14 protein-coding genes are annotated in these 17,046 nt (G+C 30.6%); 4 read left to right on the top strand and 10 right to left on the bottom strand.

Features of this window, described 5'->3' with window-relative positions:
* Positions 1-63: 63 nt before the first annotated feature.
* From ACTS9J_RS10420 to ACTS9J_RS10385, 8 genes are all read right to left on the bottom strand, one after another.
* Positions 64-1,083, bottom strand: a complete 1,020-nt coding sequence (locus tag ACTS9J_RS10420; RefSeq protein WP_280049986.1) for a hypothetical protein — start codon at positions 1,081-1,083, stop codon at positions 64-66.
* Entirely contained in the window at positions 1,080-2,213 is a 1,134-nt protein-coding gene (locus ACTS9J_RS10415) for a site-specific integrase (RefSeq protein WP_171622153.1), read from the bottom strand. Before ACTS9J_RS10415 ends, ACTS9J_RS10420 begins: the two co-directional genes overlap by 4 nt.
* 44 nt (positions 2,214-2,257) lie before the next feature.
* Positions 2,258-2,638, bottom strand: coding sequence for a helix-turn-helix domain-containing protein (locus ACTS9J_RS10410; protein ID WP_448353201.1), 381 nt, complete (start codon positions 2,636-2,638; stop codon positions 2,258-2,260).
* Between the two features lie 268 nt (positions 2,639-2,906).
* Entirely contained in the window at positions 2,907-4,304 is a 1,398-nt protein-coding gene (gene mnmE / locus ACTS9J_RS10405; RefSeq protein WP_115000468.1) for a tRNA uridine-5-carboxymethylaminomethyl(34) synthesis GTPase MnmE, read from the bottom strand.
* Between the two features lie 464 nt (positions 4,305-4,768).
* On the bottom strand, positions 4,769-5,503 hold the full coding sequence (locus ACTS9J_RS10400; protein WP_291065994.1) for an SIMPL domain-containing protein: 735 nt from the start codon (positions 5,501-5,503) through the stop codon (positions 4,769-4,771).
* 65 nt (positions 5,504-5,568) lie between these two features.
* Positions 5,569-6,201: a thiamine diphosphokinase gene (locus ACTS9J_RS10395; protein WP_448353200.1), complete on the bottom strand. Its 633-nt coding sequence runs from the start codon at positions 6,199-6,201 to the stop codon at positions 5,569-5,571.
* The gene (locus tag ACTS9J_RS10390; protein WP_125350685.1) at positions 6,194-6,760 is read right to left on the bottom strand and encodes a cob(I)yrinic acid a,c-diamide adenosyltransferase; all 567 of its coding nucleotides are present in this window, start codon (positions 6,758-6,760) and stop codon (positions 6,194-6,196) included. The genes ACTS9J_RS10395 and ACTS9J_RS10390 overlap by 8 nt, the downstream gene beginning before the upstream one ends.
* A gap of 37 nt (positions 6,761-6,797) precedes the next feature.
* Complete coding sequence (locus ACTS9J_RS10385) at positions 6,798-8,015, bottom strand: MDR family MFS transporter (protein WP_219034569.1); 1,218 nt, start codon at positions 8,013-8,015, stop codon at positions 6,798-6,800.
* Between the two features lie 123 nt (positions 8,016-8,138).
* Here ACTS9J_RS10385 and ACTS9J_RS10380 point away from each other — a divergent pair, with 123 nt between their 5' ends.
* The 4 genes from ACTS9J_RS10380 (at position 8,139) to ACTS9J_RS10365 (ending at position 13,246) form a co-directional block, all read left to right on the top strand.
* The gene (locus tag ACTS9J_RS10380) at positions 8,139-8,987 is read left to right on the top strand and encodes a DUF6929 family protein (RefSeq protein ID WP_125350687.1); all 849 of its coding nucleotides are present in this window, start codon (positions 8,139-8,141) and stop codon (positions 8,985-8,987) included.
* A gap of 121 nt (positions 8,988-9,108) precedes the next feature.
* On the top strand, positions 9,109-12,024 hold the full coding sequence (gene secD / locus ACTS9J_RS10375) for a protein translocase subunit SecD (RefSeq protein WP_448353199.1): 2,916 nt from the start codon (positions 9,109-9,111) through the stop codon (positions 12,022-12,024).
* Between the two features lie 92 nt (positions 12,025-12,116).
* The gene (locus ACTS9J_RS10370) at positions 12,117-12,671 is read left to right on the top strand and encodes a twin-arginine translocase TatA/TatE family subunit (protein ID WP_236688155.1); all 555 of its coding nucleotides are present in this window, start codon (positions 12,117-12,119) and stop codon (positions 12,669-12,671) included.
* A complete protein-coding gene (locus ACTS9J_RS10365) occupies positions 12,671-13,246 on the top strand; it encodes a phosphatase PAP2 family protein (protein WP_448353198.1) in 576 nt (191 codons plus the stop codon). The genes ACTS9J_RS10370 and ACTS9J_RS10365 overlap by 1 nt, the downstream gene beginning before the upstream one ends.
* Positions 13,247-13,532: 286 nt before the next feature.
* On the opposite strand, the gene ACTS9J_RS10360 is transcribed toward ACTS9J_RS10365, so the two are convergent.
* A complete protein-coding gene (locus ACTS9J_RS10360) occupies positions 13,533-14,681 on the bottom strand; it encodes an AI-2E family transporter (RefSeq protein ID WP_291090959.1) in 1,149 nt (382 codons plus the stop codon).
* A gap of 145 nt (positions 14,682-14,826) precedes the next feature.
* Positions 14,827-16,995: a S46 family peptidase gene (locus tag ACTS9J_RS10355; RefSeq protein WP_291090957.1), complete on the bottom strand. Its 2,169-nt coding sequence runs from the start codon at positions 16,993-16,995 to the stop codon at positions 14,827-14,829.
* Between the last annotated feature and the right edge of the window lie 51 nt (positions 16,996-17,046).

Genomic DNA, 17,046 nt, shown 5'->3' with positions numbered 1-17,046 from the left:
TTTTATGTTATGGTACAAAGTTGAGAATGGGATTTGTTGGGATTTTGGGATTATTTTGGGATTCTATCTTTGGATAGCTTTATATATAATTTTTAAATCATCAACATCTTTGAAATGCTCTATTTGTCTAAGAAAAGTTAGATATTTTGTATCATTGATTAATTTATTTTCTTCTGAGTGTTTTTTTTGTATAAGATTAAGTTTTTTATTGAATTTTGTTTTTGCACCAGTTTTTAAATGAATAATAATCTCTTTATTATATTCTTTACCTTCAAAATACTTAGTAAATAAATCGAGGAAATTTGTATAATCATTCAAATTCTTAAAAAATTCATTCCATTCAATATATTCATCATAATTGGTTAACAATTCTCTAAGACTATTTGTTGTATCAGTATCCTCAGCAATATAATTATGATTGTTTATATTAGATTCAATCTCAACTAAATATTCAGAAAGTTTAATATTTAATTTACCTTTAGCAATAGCCCATTGGGTTTTCAACTTCTCAATTTCTAATTCTGAAAATTTAGAATAAACTAATCCAGTTTCTTGAATTACAATATCTCTATTTAAATCAGAATTAATTAAGTTGAATATAACATCATACTTAATGTTTAAGTTTTCAATTTTAGATACTAAGTTGTATATCGATTTAAAAGTTGATTTGGTATTTGATTTTTCTGTCTTTAAGTAATTTAAAAATTCTCTTTCATAAATACTATACTTTGAAAATACATTATCAATAATACTAATTGTTTTATGTTTAGTATAATCTTGAATATAATACTTAGACATATCATCTCCTTTTAAGAAAGCTTCTTTTCCTTTTTTAGATGATTTTTCTATGTTCTCAATATTATTTTCAGTACCATATTTTGAAAATCTATAAAATGTATTATCAAAAGCTTTTTCTTCAATTTTTAAATATTCCTCAAACAATAAATCAAAATATTTTTCATTGTTAATGATTTTTTCTGTCTGATAATTTGATTCCTCTTTATTTAATAAAGGGTTATAATAGGTATGAGTAAGTAGTTTATGTTTAAAAAGTTTTTTTAAATCAACATCTAAATCTTTCATAATTCAAGTATAATTTTATTAGTGGTTTGTTTTTTTGATTCGCTTACAATTTTAGCATAAATCTGTGTTGTTTTAAGGTTTTTATGTCCTAACATTTTAGAAATGGTAAATAAATCAGTACCATTTGCTAATTGTAAAGTTGCGTATGTATGCCTAAAACTATGAAAGGTTATATCCTTTGTTATTTCGGCATCTTTTAACCAATCAGTTAATTGTTTGTTGAGGTAAGCAGAATATTTTAATCCATTGAATACTTTCTCTGAATCTTTTTGTCTTTCTCCTAAAAGATTAAAAGCTTGTTCGGAAATTGGAGAATATTCAACTCCTTCTGTCTTTTTTTGAATAAAGTTGATATAGTATTCATCATTAGTTTTATAGACATTTTTCCAACTTAAATTTTTTACATCTGAAAACCTTAATCCAGTTAATGCAGAAAATATAGAAGCTCTTTTTAGTAAATCATTTTTACATTCTGTATTCGCTAATTTATTTAATTCTTCAATCGTTAAGTACGTTCGATTCGTTTCTTGTTCTTTAATGTTCTTAATCCTTGAATTTATATCTGTACTCAATATTTCATCTACAAAAGCTTGTTTTAAAGCTGTTTTGAATTTTGTGAAATATGATAATGCAGTATTTTGAGAAAGTTTAGTATCCTTTCTTTTTAAACTATTCGTAGTTAATAAGAAATGCTTATAATCTTCTGCAAAAGTCAAAGTTATATCCTTAAATAATAATTTACCATTTGTATAATGCTCTAAATACATTATAGCAGAAATCCAATTTTGATAGTTTGAGCCATGCCTTCTATCAGCTATCTTTTTTATGTAATCAATAAAGTTTTGGCTCTCTTTATTTTTCTTTTCAAGTTGAGCCTTTTCCATATCATTATAAATCTCAGGTCGATTCAATTCGATACTTCTTTTTGTAGCGATTTCTTCTGCAATTGCTTCTATGTTTTTATTATGTTGTTTTTCTATTTGTCCTTTTGGATTCTCATAAATAGAGAAACCTAAAAACTCTCTTCTTGTTGACTTTCCATTTCTAATAATAGGAGGATAGAAGTCTAAATACAAAGAAAGTTTTCCATTTTTTAAGGGTTTCTTTCTTAAAGTTACTTTTATTGCCATAGTTTATGTAGATAATGTTGATTATGTATGATTTTATAAAACTTTTAAAAAAGTTTTTCTACTTCTGATTTTTTAATTCTTGTTAACCTTTCATTTAGATTGGTTGATTTAATTCTTTTAGATTTTATTAATCTGTAAATAGTCTTTGTATTGCAATTCATAAGATAAGCAACTTCTCTTACAGAAAGATAGTCTTTATCTTTAATATTCAATAAATCAATTTGTGTTGTTTTAGCTTTGAAATTTTTATTAATTTTTTCTTTAGTATCAACTTCAATTTCTTTTTTCAGCTCTAATCTCTTTCTTAATTTATAATGTTTTGAATTGCATTTATGAGAACAATATTTAGTTGTAGTTTTTTGTGCTTCAAACATATTTCCACAATTCAAGCATTGTTTTAAAATCTTAATATTTGTACTACTCATTTAGCCTATTTTTAAAAGTATTTAAAATCCATTAAGGAGAAATAAGAGTATTTAAGGGACTTTATTTCGCCCAAAATGTCAAAATTTACTCAAATTTTTCTGCTGATTTTATCAAAGGTACAAATAAGGTACAAATTTTTGATACAAATAACTATAATAAACATATAACATATTTATTCTTTTGTATCTTTGAAGTATTAAAAAACCTCCTAAAATCAATGTTTTAAGAGGTTTTGTATATGTTTGTACTATGTTAGTATTGATGAGGTTACTTTCCGATACAAAACTTGCCAAATATCGTCCCTAATATATCTTGATCCACATCTATTTCACCTGTAATATGTCCCAAATATGTTAAAGCTTCACGGATATCCATTGCTAACAAATCCCCAGGAAGTCCCATGTCCATTCCTTGTTTGATCTTTCCAATTTGAGAAAGTGTGTTTTGTAATGCTTCTAAGTGACGAGAGTTCGTAACGATTGTATCATCCTGATTGGTACCTTTTAATTTAATTTGATGAATCAGATTTTCTTTCAATGCTTCGATATTATATTGATCTTTAGCTGAAATTTCTAAATGGACAACATCTTTAAACTCTTGTTTGATAGCATCAGAAATAGCTGATTCGTTATTGTTTACATCAATTTTATTGGCAACATTAAACAAGATTTTTCCTCTACGTTGCAAATCATCTAACTGATTCGCAATTTGATTATCAGCAGTTATATTGGCATCATACAAATAGATGATAATAGAAGCATTGTCTATTTTTTCGAATGTTTTTTCAATTCCAATCCGTTCTATCGTATCGCCAGCTTCTCGAATTCCAGCTGTATCAATAAAACGGAACCCAACACCGTCAATATAAATGGTTTCTTCAATGGTATCACGAGTTGTTCCTTCAATATCCGAAACAATAGCACGTTCTTCGTTTAATAATGCATTTAATAAAGTAGATTTTCCTGCATTTGGCGCACCAACAATAGCTACTGGTACTCCATTTTTGATAACATTTCCAAAAGCAAAAGAATCAGCTAAACGTTTTAAGATGGATTGTAATTTATTCAATAAATCATAAAATTGTGTACGATCTGCAAATTCAACATCTTCTTCAGAAAAATCCAATTCTAATTCCATCAAAGCTGCAAAATTGATCATTTGTTCTCTTAAATCTTTGATTTGATTAGAGAATCCTCCACGCATTTGTTTGATAGCAATTTCGTGCGAAGCCTTAGAATCCGAAGAAATAAGATCAGCAACAGCTTCTGCTTGTGTTAAATCCATTTTACCATTCCAAAAGGCTCTGAAAGTATATTCACCTGGATTGGCATTTCGAATGCCTATTTTATTTAAAAGTTCTAAAACTTTTTGCTGAATATAAATCGATCCATGTGTCGAAATTTCTACGACATCTTCACCTGTATATGAATGAGGATTTTTAAATATTGAGAATAATGCTTCGTCAACAATGGTATCTCCATCCATCACATAACCCAAATGTATGGTATGAGAAGAAGCGTCATTCAAAGATTTAGTTGAATTAAATTTTGATTGATAAATCTGAGCAACTTTAGAAATTGATTCTGGTCCAGAAATACGAATAACCGCTATAGCGCCCATTCCATTGGCAGTTGCCAATGCACAAATTGTATCGTTGTTTAGCATAAGGCAAATTTACAACATAATAAGTTGTTGGAAAATTATAATTTATATGATAATTTTTTAAAATGTAAAAATATTTACTGTTAATATATTAATACTTAAAAAGGGATGTTTTTTAACCTGAACTAATTACTGCTACATCTGATGCTATTGGGAAAGAATTTGAGGATCATGAAATTAAAATTTTTAGTCAAATGGTTTTAATCCTATGATTCTAAATTATCATCAACTTATAAAAAATTAGATTTTGATAGATAATTGGCACACTTTTAGTATTTCTTTTAGAAATTGGAATTTATAATGTCATCAAAGAAAAATTATGCTACAAAAAGAGGTTTTGGAATTGGTAATTTTAGAATTAAATTTGTAGATGTACTTATTGTAATATCTATTTTGGTATTACTTGTAGTAGTATTTAAATAAAAAAAAAGCTTCTTAATATTAAGAAGCTTTTTTTTATTGATTTTTTAATTTGAGTTATAACTTGCTCTCACAGTAATTTGAGCCGTTTTTTGGCGAGATGTGGTATTCAATGAACCACCAGCCGAATATTCTTCATTATCATTTTTTCCTGTAATCTGAAAAATACCCAAATCGGCTTGTTTTAATTTTCCTAAACTAGTGCCAGATTTTGTTGCAATATTTTCAGCGCGTTGTTTTGCATTTTCAGAAGCTTGTGCAATCAATTCAAGTTTTAAATCTTCTAATTTCGAGTAATAATAATTTGGATTAGATGAACTCAGCTCAATTCCTTGACTAATTAATGTAGAGATTTCGCGCGAAGCTTTTTCTATTTTATCCAATTCTTTCGATTCGATTGTTGCGTCTTGAGATAGATTATAACCAGTAAATTGACTAATCGAATTTCCGTTTGCATCTGTTCCGTACTGAAAATCTTTTGAAATATTTACCGCTTCAAAAACAATTTCTTTTGGATTGATTCCTTGCGAAATCAAAAAGTTTTTGACAACCGTTTGATCAGCTTTTAATTGATCCGAAGCAATGCGCAAATCATAATCTTTGCGACTAAAAGTTGCACGCCATTTGACTAAATCAGCATTAAAATCTTTCAAAGCATTTCCAGTAACATTGATCGATTCAGAACTTCTGAATTTGTATTTGTAAGCGTTTCCTAATATACATGTTGCAGCAATTAACCCAACGGCTAAAATAGATGCTACAATAACTGAAAATTTATTCATAGTAATTTGGTTTTCAGTAAATGTACAAAAAATACTAAAGATGTATTTCACTGAAAATAGTGAAATTAAGCAATCAAAATAGGAAATTCTTGATCGATGATAAAGATGATTAAATTACCTTCTGAATAATCAATTGTAACCACATCTTCATTGGCTTTGTTACGAGTTCCTATGCGAGAAAGTAAGTTCAAATCTTCGTTATTCAACGGATATTCCAAGCCTTTTGTGACAATGTTTTTACATTCAGGAAAGGGTAGGAGCGAAATTGTTCGTCCAAAATAGCCTTCTAACTTTGTTTCTTTTTCTGCGAAAAAATATTGACTATAATTATCGTAAAATAAAATATTGATTTGATCTTTGAAACGATAAGCCGCATTCAAATTTCCAATAAAATGATCTTGTTGACGACCACTTGCTCCAAAAACATCAACCTGTTCAAAACCTTTATCCAAAATGATTTGTAAGGCTTTTGCAAAATCTGTGTCATTTTGATCTGGAGTAGAAATAACTTCTGTTTCAGGAGGAAACTGACTGATTTCAAAAGAATCAAAATCGCCCGAAATAACATCGGGCGTTATATGTAATTTTTGTAAATAATGAAATGCACCATCTGTACAAAAAATCATATCATAATTTGATGTATCAGGCAGAATAGTAGGGATTTCGCCATTCAAAAATAAAAGTGCTTTTTTATTCACCTGGAATCCATTTTACTTCTTCGTGATTATTGTCTGTGGCAATTTTTCGCCCTAAAACGAACAGATAATCAGAAAGACGATTCAAGTATTTTTGTAATTCTGGACGGATTTCTTCTTCTTCAGCTAAACCAACTGTTAAGCGTTCTGCACGACGACAAATACAACGCGCAACATGTGCATGAGAAGCTGCTTGATTTCCACCTGGAAGAATAAAATGTGTCAATTGTTCCAATTGTCCTTCCAAATCATCAATCCATTCTTCCAATTGAACAATATCTTCTTCAGTAACGGTTTTCGGAATACGAGGTTTACCATTTGCCAAGTATAATTTATCGACTGGCGTTGCTAATTCAGCACCAAGATTGAATAAACCTTTTTGGATGATGATAATTTCTTCCTCTAATGCTGGATCAATTTCATATGAACGAATTAATCCTAAATAAGAATTTAATTCGTCAACTGTTCCGTAAGAATCAATCTTTAAACTATTTTTAGAGACACGTGTTCCTCCATATAAACCTGTTGTTCCTTTGTCTCCTGTTTTTGTATATACTTTCATGTGATTTCAACTTATAATTATCGAAGATAAGAAAATCTTAAATATTTTTTGGTAAAAGTGGTTTAGTAAAAAAGTGATATCCGATAGCTACGATAACTAAAATAACTGTGGTGATTATCCAAAGTATATTAAAACCATAATCGGTAGCAATGTGAGTTCCTAAAAATGGCGAAACAATAAAGGCAATTGCAGCTGTCATTCCGTTCAATCCCATGTAAGCTCCTCGGTTATTTTTTTGCGAACGAAAAGCTGTTACCGTTGACATCAAAGGTAAAACAAGCATTTCTCCAATAGACATTAGTCCAATTGCTAAATATAACATACCTAATGTGTGACTAAATGTGAAGATAAAATAACTAATTGCTGTGACAAATGAACCAAAAACTAAAAGTTGAGTAACTGAAAATCGTTTTTCGGTGTAATGGATCAATAACATTTCGAATACAACAATGATTATTCCACTGAATCCCATTAATAATCCAATTTCTGTTTGTGTTAAATGAACTACATCTTTGTAAAATAATGGAAGTGTATTTAGGATTTGGAAAAATGCAATAGAGAATAATACACAAAACAGATTGAATACTAAGAAAGGTGTATCAGTGTATGCATTACGTTCTTTTTCGACAACTGTTTTATCAGAAATATTTTCTGTAGCAGCATTTCGTTCTTTTCGTCCATTGAAAAAGACAAAGAATACAATTCCAGCAACCAAAGCAGCTCCTGCATTGCAATAGAATAATAAATCGTACGAATAATTAGATAAAAAACCTCCCATTGATGGACCAATTGAGAAACCTAAATTAACCGCCATTCTATTCAACGAAAAAGCACGAGTGATATTTTCTTTCTTTGCATAACGCGTGATGGCAACTGAGTTTGCAGGACGAAACATTTCGCTAATAATACTCAAAACAAGCATAATAACAGCAAAAGATTCTACCGTTTTAAAATAAGGTAAAATCAAAAACATCGGAGCACTCAGAAATAAACTGATGGCTTGTACTTTAAAGTTTCCGATTTTATCTGTTATCCAACCTCCAAGCCAAGAACCAATTACAGAACCAACTCCAAAACAACTCAAAACTATTCCCGAGTTTTCTAAAGAAAATCCTAATTCGGAGATCATATAAATTCCTAAAAATGGTAAAACCATCGAACCCATTCGGTTCAACAACATTACGATGGCTAACATCCAAGATTCTTTCGAAAGTCCGCTGTAAGCGTCAATGTAAATTTTTAGAATTTTTTTCATCTCTCAATTTTCTTTTAAGTGCTACAAATTTAAGTTCTTTTTTTTCAAAAAAATGGTTATTTATCAAGGTTTCTGATATTCTTTGATTACTTTTGAAACCTCTTAAAAATAAATCTTACATCTATGTTGTTTTACAATTTCATTCTTAAGGTTTTAATTGTCATAAATGGGCTTGGAGCGGCGTCTGGATTAGTGGTTGATAAACACCATGTTTACACGATTTCCGATGATAAAGCACATTTGTACGTTTACAATAAAAAGAAAAAAGAAGTGGATAAAGTTGATTTGAATCCAGAAGTAAAATCAAAACATATCACCAAAAAAGATAAACCAGATTTTGAAGCGATTACAAAATTTGACAATCATTTGTACATTCTTGGATCGGGCTCTAAAGAAAATCGTTTCGATTTGATTTCATATAACATCAAAACTAAAGAGGTACATAACGATAATTATAGTTTTCTTTTGGATGAATTTTTAAAGGTTTCAAATTTATCTAAAAAAGATCTTAACATCGAAGGAATTATTACAGATGGACATTGTACATATTTTTTCAACAGAGGAAATGGTCCTGCTGGCATAAACGGAATTTATAGAGTGGGAGGCAAGATAAATGATTTGAGAGGAAAATCAATTGACTTTTTTCCAATAACTTTACCTAAAATCAACAATGAAACGACTACTTTTTCTGATGCTATTTTGGTAGATGGAAAAGTTTTGTTTACAGCAACTGTGGAATCTAAAAGTACAACTCAGTTTAATGGAGAAATAAAAGGTTCTATTATTGGCGAATTAGATTTGGTTGCGATGGAAGTTACGCGTTGGCAAAAAATTTCTGATGATAAGAAAATCGAAGGTTTAGCGTTGTATAAAGAATCTGGAAAGAATTATACCTTGTATTTGTGCGAAGATAATGATGATGACTCCAATAAAGCGTCAATTTACATCTACAAATACCAAAAGGAAATCTAATTTTTTGAATAAAGAATTTCGAAATACGGACATCGATTTTCGATTTATTCTTAAAAAATTGTGAAAGTATTTTCAAGACTATTATATTTGTCCGTCAAAATTTATTTATCAATTAAACATTATGCGAGGAAGATGGCTCATTGCAGCATTTGCAATTATTTTAAGTCTCTTGTGTATCAGACAACTAAGTTATACTTGGTACACAACTAAAGTGGAGCATGAGGCGGCGCGCTTGGCGAGTAAGCCAGAAGACGAACCAAGAATTTTAGATAGCTTGGCTCAGCATCCTCTTGATTTGGGAATTATTAAGTACGATTATGGGTATGCCAAAAACAATGAAATCAATTTAGGATTAGATTTGAAAGGTGGTATCAACGTAATTTTACAAGTTTCTGAAAGAGATTTAATCGAGAATTTATCAGCGAAAAGTCAAAACCCTATGTTGGCAACGGCTTTGGACGCTACAGATAAAGCTCAAAAAACAAACGGTAACGTACCTTATGTCGAATTATTTTTTCAAGAATTTGATAAAATAAAAGGAGGAACAAAATACGCAGCTGCAGATTTGTTTGGAAACAAAAACAATGCGGATAAAATTGCGTACAATGCTTCTGACGATCAGGTAAAAGAAGTAATCCGTAAAGATATCGAAGCTAAAGTTGCAACAGCTTATGATGTAATTAGCTCTCGTATTAATCAATTTGGTGTTGTTGAGCCAGTAATTCAACGTTTAGGTGATAAAGGTGATGGACGTATCTTGGTAGAATTACCAGGTGTTTCTGACACAGACCGTGTAAAAAAATTATTACAATCTACAGCAAAATTAGAGTTTTGGCAAGTTGTTCGTCAAGATCCTACTGTTTTACAATACTTTTCTAGCGTTAATACAGAAAAATATAATGTAAAAAATGAGAAAGGACAAACAATCAAAACTTTAGCAGAAGTTATGCAACCAGCTGGTTCTAATGCAAGTTTTGTTGTTAATGTAAAAGATACAGCTGTTGTAAATCGTGTGATGCAAGACAAAGGTTTTGTACCTGGATTACCAGCAAATATTAGAGGATATAAATACTCTTGGGCGAATAAGCCAATGAATTTAGGTAAACAAGCAAATGATAAATCTGCTCCTAAATTATTAGAGTTTTATGTCTTAAAAGGTAAAAATGGAACGCAAGAACCATTAATCGAAGGAGATAAAGTAGTTTCTGCTGCTGGTGAACGTAATCCTGGTTCTCTTACAAATGAGCCTGTTGTTACAATGCAAATGAATCAAGTTGGAGCACAAGAGTGGTCTCGTATTACAGACGAGTTGAAACCTGCAGGTCCTGGACAACCAGGTCAAGGTGTTGCAATTGTATTAGACAATATGGTGTATTCTGCGCCAAACATCAGTAATCAAATTACAGGAGGTAACTCAGTTATTTCTGGAAACTTTACAATTGACGAAGCAAAAGATTTAGCAAACATTTTACAAGCAGGTTCTTTACCAGCTTCATCTAAAATCGTTTCTGCTGAGGTTGTTGGTCCATCATTAGGACAAGAAGCAATCAACAGTTCGTTAATCGCTTTTGGTTGTGCATTTGCATTAGTATTAATCTGGATGTTGTTCTACTACAGCCGTGCAGGTATTTATGCTAACGTTGCATTAATCGTTAACTTATTATTCTTATTAGGATTTTTAGTATCACTTAAAGCTACATTATCTTTACCAGGTATTGCCGGGATTATCTTGACATTGGTAACAGGAATGGATGCGAATATCTTGATTTACGAACGTGTAAAAGAAGAATTAAGAAAAGGAAAATCATTACGTCAAGCAGTAGATTTCGCTTATTCATGGAAAGGTGCTTTCTCTGCAATTATCGATGCCAACTCAACATCATTTATCACAGCATTAATTTTATTCTTCTTTGGTAAAGGTCCTGTTGTAGGTTTCGCAACAACGTTTATGATTGGTATTTTTACATCAACATTTACAGCGATTTTCATTACACGCTACTTTGTAGAAGGACGTTTAGCAAAAGGAAAATCTGTTCCTTTCTATACATCATTTACAGCACACTGGTTACAAAATATTAAAGTTGATTTATTAAAAACAAGAAAAATCTCTTATGCGATTTCAATTGTTTTAACAGTAGTTGCTTTAATTTCTATCTTCACAAAAGGATTTGACATGGGTATCGAATTCCAAGGTGGACGTACATATACAGTTCGTTTTGATAAACACGTAGATCCACAACAAATTTCTGAAAGTTTGGGTGATGTTTTCGTGTTAGATGGTGAAAAAATGATGCCACAGGTAAAAACGTATGGTGGTCAAAATCAAGTAAAAATTACAACAGCATACAAAGCGGATGAAGACGGAACAAATGTAGATGACGAGATCAAAGACAAATTATATATAGGTCTTAAATCTTATTTACCAGCGAATATGTCTGAAAAAGATTTCTCTGAAGATAATGCTACAATTGGTTTAATGTCTTCTGCAAAAGTAGGTCCTACAATTGCCGATGATACAACAAGAGCTTCTTATATAGCGGTTTCTTTAGCATTAGTTGCAATTTTCTTCTACTTAATCGTGATGTTCAAACGTTGGCAATTCTCATTATCAACTATCATCGCATTAGCGCATGACGTGATTATTGTATTAGGAGTTTTCTCTTTATTCAAAGGAATTTTACCTTTCAATATGGAGATCGACCAAGCGTTTATCGCGGCGATTTTGACGGTAATTGGTTATTCGATGAATGACTCGATTATTATCTTGGATCGTATTCGTGAGAATTTAACAGTTGAGAAAAACCACAGCTTGTACGATATTATTAATATTTCTACATCAGAAACATTATCACGTACAATCAATACGTCTTTATCAACGTTCTTAATCGTATTAATCATCTTTGCATTTGGTGGAGAATCAATCAAAGGATTTATGTTTGCGAAATTAATCGGTATCGTAATTGGTACATTCTCGTCTATTTTCGTTGCATCTCCTTTATTGTACGACTTTACTAAAAAAGGTCAAATGAATAAATAAGATTCAAATTTTAAATAAATTTTAAGAAAGCCATCAAAGAAATTTGATGGCTTTTTTTCTTCTACTAAATTTAGATTTTATACATTTGTTTAGTGAATAGTTTAGTAATATACCCAGCGTTTTTAGACTTCCAGGAAGTCGTGATTATTATGGTGGTTGCTGTAGTGATTTTTGGACCAGATAAAATTCCAGAAATTGCTCGTGGTTTGGGAACTGCTGTGCGCAAATTAAAAGAAGCATCTGAAGATATCAAGCAAGAGATTATGAATCCTGTTCAGGATGTTGATCCTACAAAAGAGATTCAGAATACCATAAAAGAGTTAAATCCAATGAACGAAGTCAAAGATTCTTTTGCGAAAATTAATCCAATGGAAGATTTTCAGAAATCATTTGACGAAGTCCGTAATCCAGTAGATGAAATGCATCAAGCTATTCATCAAGACAATACAGTAAATGCAGCGTTAAAAGATGATGCACCAACTATGAAAGCTGTAGATCCTGTACAGGATTTGGAATTGGATGTGCAAGAAACAACAGAACCTGTTATAGAAAATGTGGTTGAGCCAATTGTGGAAGAACCTGCGGTTGTTGTAGAACCAAAATCTGTAGACGAAGCATTAGGTTTAGGTGGATCAGTAAGTAGATAATGATACAAGATTATTTTGATTGGGACGTACAAATATTTTTGTATTTCAATAATTTAGGGAACGAAAAATGGGATTGGTTTTGGTTATTCGTAACCGATAAAAAAACATGGATTCCGCTGTATGTCATCTTTCTCATCTTACTTTATGTAAAACTTGGTTGGAAAAAAACCTTATTAGCTGGAGTTTGTATTGCTCTGATGATAACATGTGCAGATCAATTTACAAATATCCTGAAAAATTCTTTTCAACGTTTTCGTCCATGTTACACCGAATTGATTCAAGGATTATTTCGCCCGATAGATTGCGAGGGTAGAGGTAAATATGGTTTTACTTCGGCGCATGCATCTAATCATATGGCGATTGCAATTTTTATTGGAATACTGCTAAGACGCTATTACAAATGGTTATTGTATGTCTTAATTGTTTGGGCGTTAATAGTTGCTTACAGTAGAGTTTATGTTGGAGTACATTTTACGGGAGATGTATTTTTTGGATCGTTAATAGGAGTGGTTTTCTCTCTATTATTCTTAAAATTATATTATTACTTAGAAAAGAAATATTTGATTAAGAATTAAATGTATATTAATACAGAGATTTGTTCATTTTTAATATTTGTAATTTGTTTGTATTTTGGACTAAAATCATACAAAAAATTAGATGGAACAAATAGAAGCAAAGCTGAAAACTCAGCTACTTTATTTGGACTTGCATTTATATTCTTAGTAATATTTTTATTAGAAATATTTGATGTAATTAAAATTGATTAAATAAAATATATAAAAAAGTCTATAACAATTCGTTATAGACTTTTTCATTTTATACTGTTTATAATTTTATTAATTATGTAAAACAGATAGTGTGTTAATCAATTTGTTCGTCCTGTTTCTTAGCTTTTTTCTTCAGACGTTTCGCTTTCTTTTTGGCTAAAAATGTATTTAAATCATCATCAATTTCTGTTGAATCTTCATCACCCAAAAGATAACCCCAAGGTTTTAATTCAGTCACATTATCAAAAACAATTTTCATCAATGCAAGTATTGGAATTGATAAAAGCATGCCCATAATTCCCCACGTCATTTCTCCAATTACTAATCCAATAATCACAATCAAAGAATTGATTTTTACTTTAGAACCTACAATTTTTGGCATCACTACATTTCCATCAATTGCATGAATTGCAATAAATGCAATTATAACAAAGAACAATTTTGAAGCTGACATTGTAGCAAATGTGATTATTAGCGTTATAATTAACGAAATAACAATTCCTACATATGGAACTACATTTAGAACACCAGTTAAAATAGCTAAAACAAATTTGTATTTAAGTCCAAGAATAGAAAATGCAATAAAGGATAAAATTGATACGACTAACATTTGTAAAAACAAGCCAATCAAATATTGTTTGACCATTTTTTGAATAGATGTAATGACATTATAAACCTGGTCGTGTGTATTTGAATTGAATGCGTAATATAAGAATTTTACCAAATGACGACGATAAATCAACAAGAAAACAATGTATAAAAAGGTGAACAAAACTGTAACAGCCATCGATGAAACAATCGAAATTACTTTTTCGATTACAATTGTACTCGTTTCGATAGTGGTTTTGACATTCTTTGTCAAATATTCCATTTGCGCATGCGAATTAATACCAAATGTATGATGAATCCAATCTTGTAAATTCATAAAAGCTTCTATGATTTGTTTCTGAAATGTAGGCCATTCATTTGCTATTTCCGCCATTTGTATAGCAATCAAATAGAAAATTCCTAAGATAAATGCAGCGAAAAGCAAGGTGGTAATGATACTCGAAATAGCACGCGGAATGCGTAAATATCTTTCAAAAAATGCACAAACAGGTGCTAATAATATTGAAATTAAGAAGCCTAATATTAATGGAACTAAAATTCCTTTACCTATTATTGAAATAAATGTTAAACAAATGATTGACAATAAAGTGCAAGTTAGTTTTAAATAAAAAGGCCATTTTCTTATGACTTCCATAATTATGAGTGTTTTATTTTGACAATTTTTTAGATAAGTTGTATAAATATAGTTTTATTTCTTAAGATTTTATTTGAATCTTACGTATATTTCAATAAAAAAACCACGTTATAAAAACGTGGTTTTCAGAATATAGTGAAAAATATTATTTTTTCTTTGCATTTTTGTTTTCGTCAACGATGGTCATTTCATCAATCAAACGTTGTGCATTAGCATACTTGTCAACTACCCACAAAATGTAACGAGAGTCCACCATAATATTACGACAAATCTCTGGATCATAATTTAAATCTGACATTGTTCCTTCCCAAACACGGTCAAAATTCAATCCGATTAATTCTCCTTTTGCATTCAATGCTGGAGAACCAGAATTACCACCAGTTGTATGGTTTGTTGCAATAAAGTTTACAGGCAATTTACCATTTTTATCCGCGTATTTTCCGTAATCTTTTTTGTCATATAAACTTAACATTTGTTTTGGTAAATCATACTCATAATCACCTGGAATATATTTTTCCATTACACCTTCCATGTGCGTTACAGGTTCGTAATAAACCGCATCGCGAGGTTGGTAACCATCAACTTTTCCGTAAGTTACACGTAAAGTTGAATTTGCATCTGGGAAGATTTTCTTGTCTGTAAATACATCCATTTGCGCTTTCATATATGTACGCATCAACTTGTTGATTTTATCTTGATTCGCTAAATATGTAGGCGTTACTTTCGTTTGATTTGCATCTAAAATTAAACGAATTTGAGCAATTAAAGCATCTTCTTTTAAGGCTTTGATAAACTCAGCATCATTTTCAGCCAAAGTTTTGATATTTCCTAAAACAGATTGACCATTAATTTTTTTCGTTCCGTTGATTACCGAATTTCCTAAAGCTGTTTTGATATTTGCAGCTGTTGTAGTTGGTAATAAATTTTGAGGAACAACTTTGAAATAATTATCTGCTAAATCAGAAGAAATTGTTTTATCCAATTCTGGATTATAATCCTTGTGCATAGACGCAACTGTATTCAACGCTTTAGCTTTTGTTTCTGCGTAATTTTTTTGTCCAACCGAATTCAAAATATTGTTCAATGTTAACGCCATTCTGAATGTTTCTGAATTTGAGAAAAATGTTTCAGAATACATTGTGTACGCTAAATTATAATCTTGATTTGCTTTATTAACTTGATTTAATTCTGAAATAATATTCGAATATTCACCTTTTAATTTAGGATTTTTTGCAATACGATTCATAAATTCTTGCTCGTATTGTTGACGTTTTTCTACAGCTTTCGAACGGTTTAATCCTAAAACTTCACCAATCCATTTTTTATGTGCATTCGAAATACGCGCTTGTTTAGATGCATAAGCGATACGAGTTGCATCGTCTTCACGCATTTTTTTATCGATATGAGATAACGCAATTGTACGCACATTGATACGCGCAGGATCAATTACATCTTTTATTTGCTGGATAGAAGAAGCTGGTAAATATTCGTCCGTCGTACCTGGGAAACCATATACAAACGTGAAATCATTCTCGCTAATTCCCGAAATATTAATAGGTAAGAAATGTTTTGGTTTGTACGGAACATTGTTTGGTGAATAATGTGCAGGTTTGTTGTTTTTATCTGCATAAATTCTAAACATCGAGAAATCTCCTGTATGACGTGGCCAAACCCAGTTGTCTGTATCATTTCCATATTTTCCAATTGCAGAAGGTGGCGCACCAACTAAACGAACATCTTTGTATGTTTCTGTCGTAAATTGGTAATATTTATTTCCTTTGTAAAAAGGTTTGATAAATACTGAACGGTAAGATTCTGTCTTAGTTTTTGCATTAAAATCTTCAATATTTTTCTTGATGATTTTGTTACGATCTTCCTCCGACATATTATCGTTAACGCCAGCTAAAATTGCAGTAGTTACATCTTTAATATCTACAATAAAAGTAGCTGTTAAACCTTCGTTTGGTAATTCGTCTTTCAACTCTTTTGCCCAAAAACCATCTGTTAAATAATCATTTTCTAAAGACGAATGTGCTTGGATTTCTCCATAACCACAGTGATGATTAGTTAATAATAAACCATTTGGAGAAATAACTTCGGATGTACAACCGCCACCAAAGTGAGCAACTGCATTGTTGATACTTTTATCTCCAGTACTGAAAATGTCTTTTGATGAGATTTTCAATCCCATGTCTTTCATTTCCTTTTCATTCAATTCTGTTGGAATCCACATTCCACCACCTTGTTGTGCAAAAACACTAAAGTTTGCAAACAAAGCCATTAAAATAGATCCTTTAACGAATAATTTCTTCATTTTTATTTGATTATTTTGTTTACCGATTTCTTAGAATTCCAAAGATAAAGA

It is taken from the genome of Empedobacter sp. ULE_I140, assembly GCF_053482575.1.
This window is presented reverse-complemented; position numbering and strand designations above follow the sequence as displayed.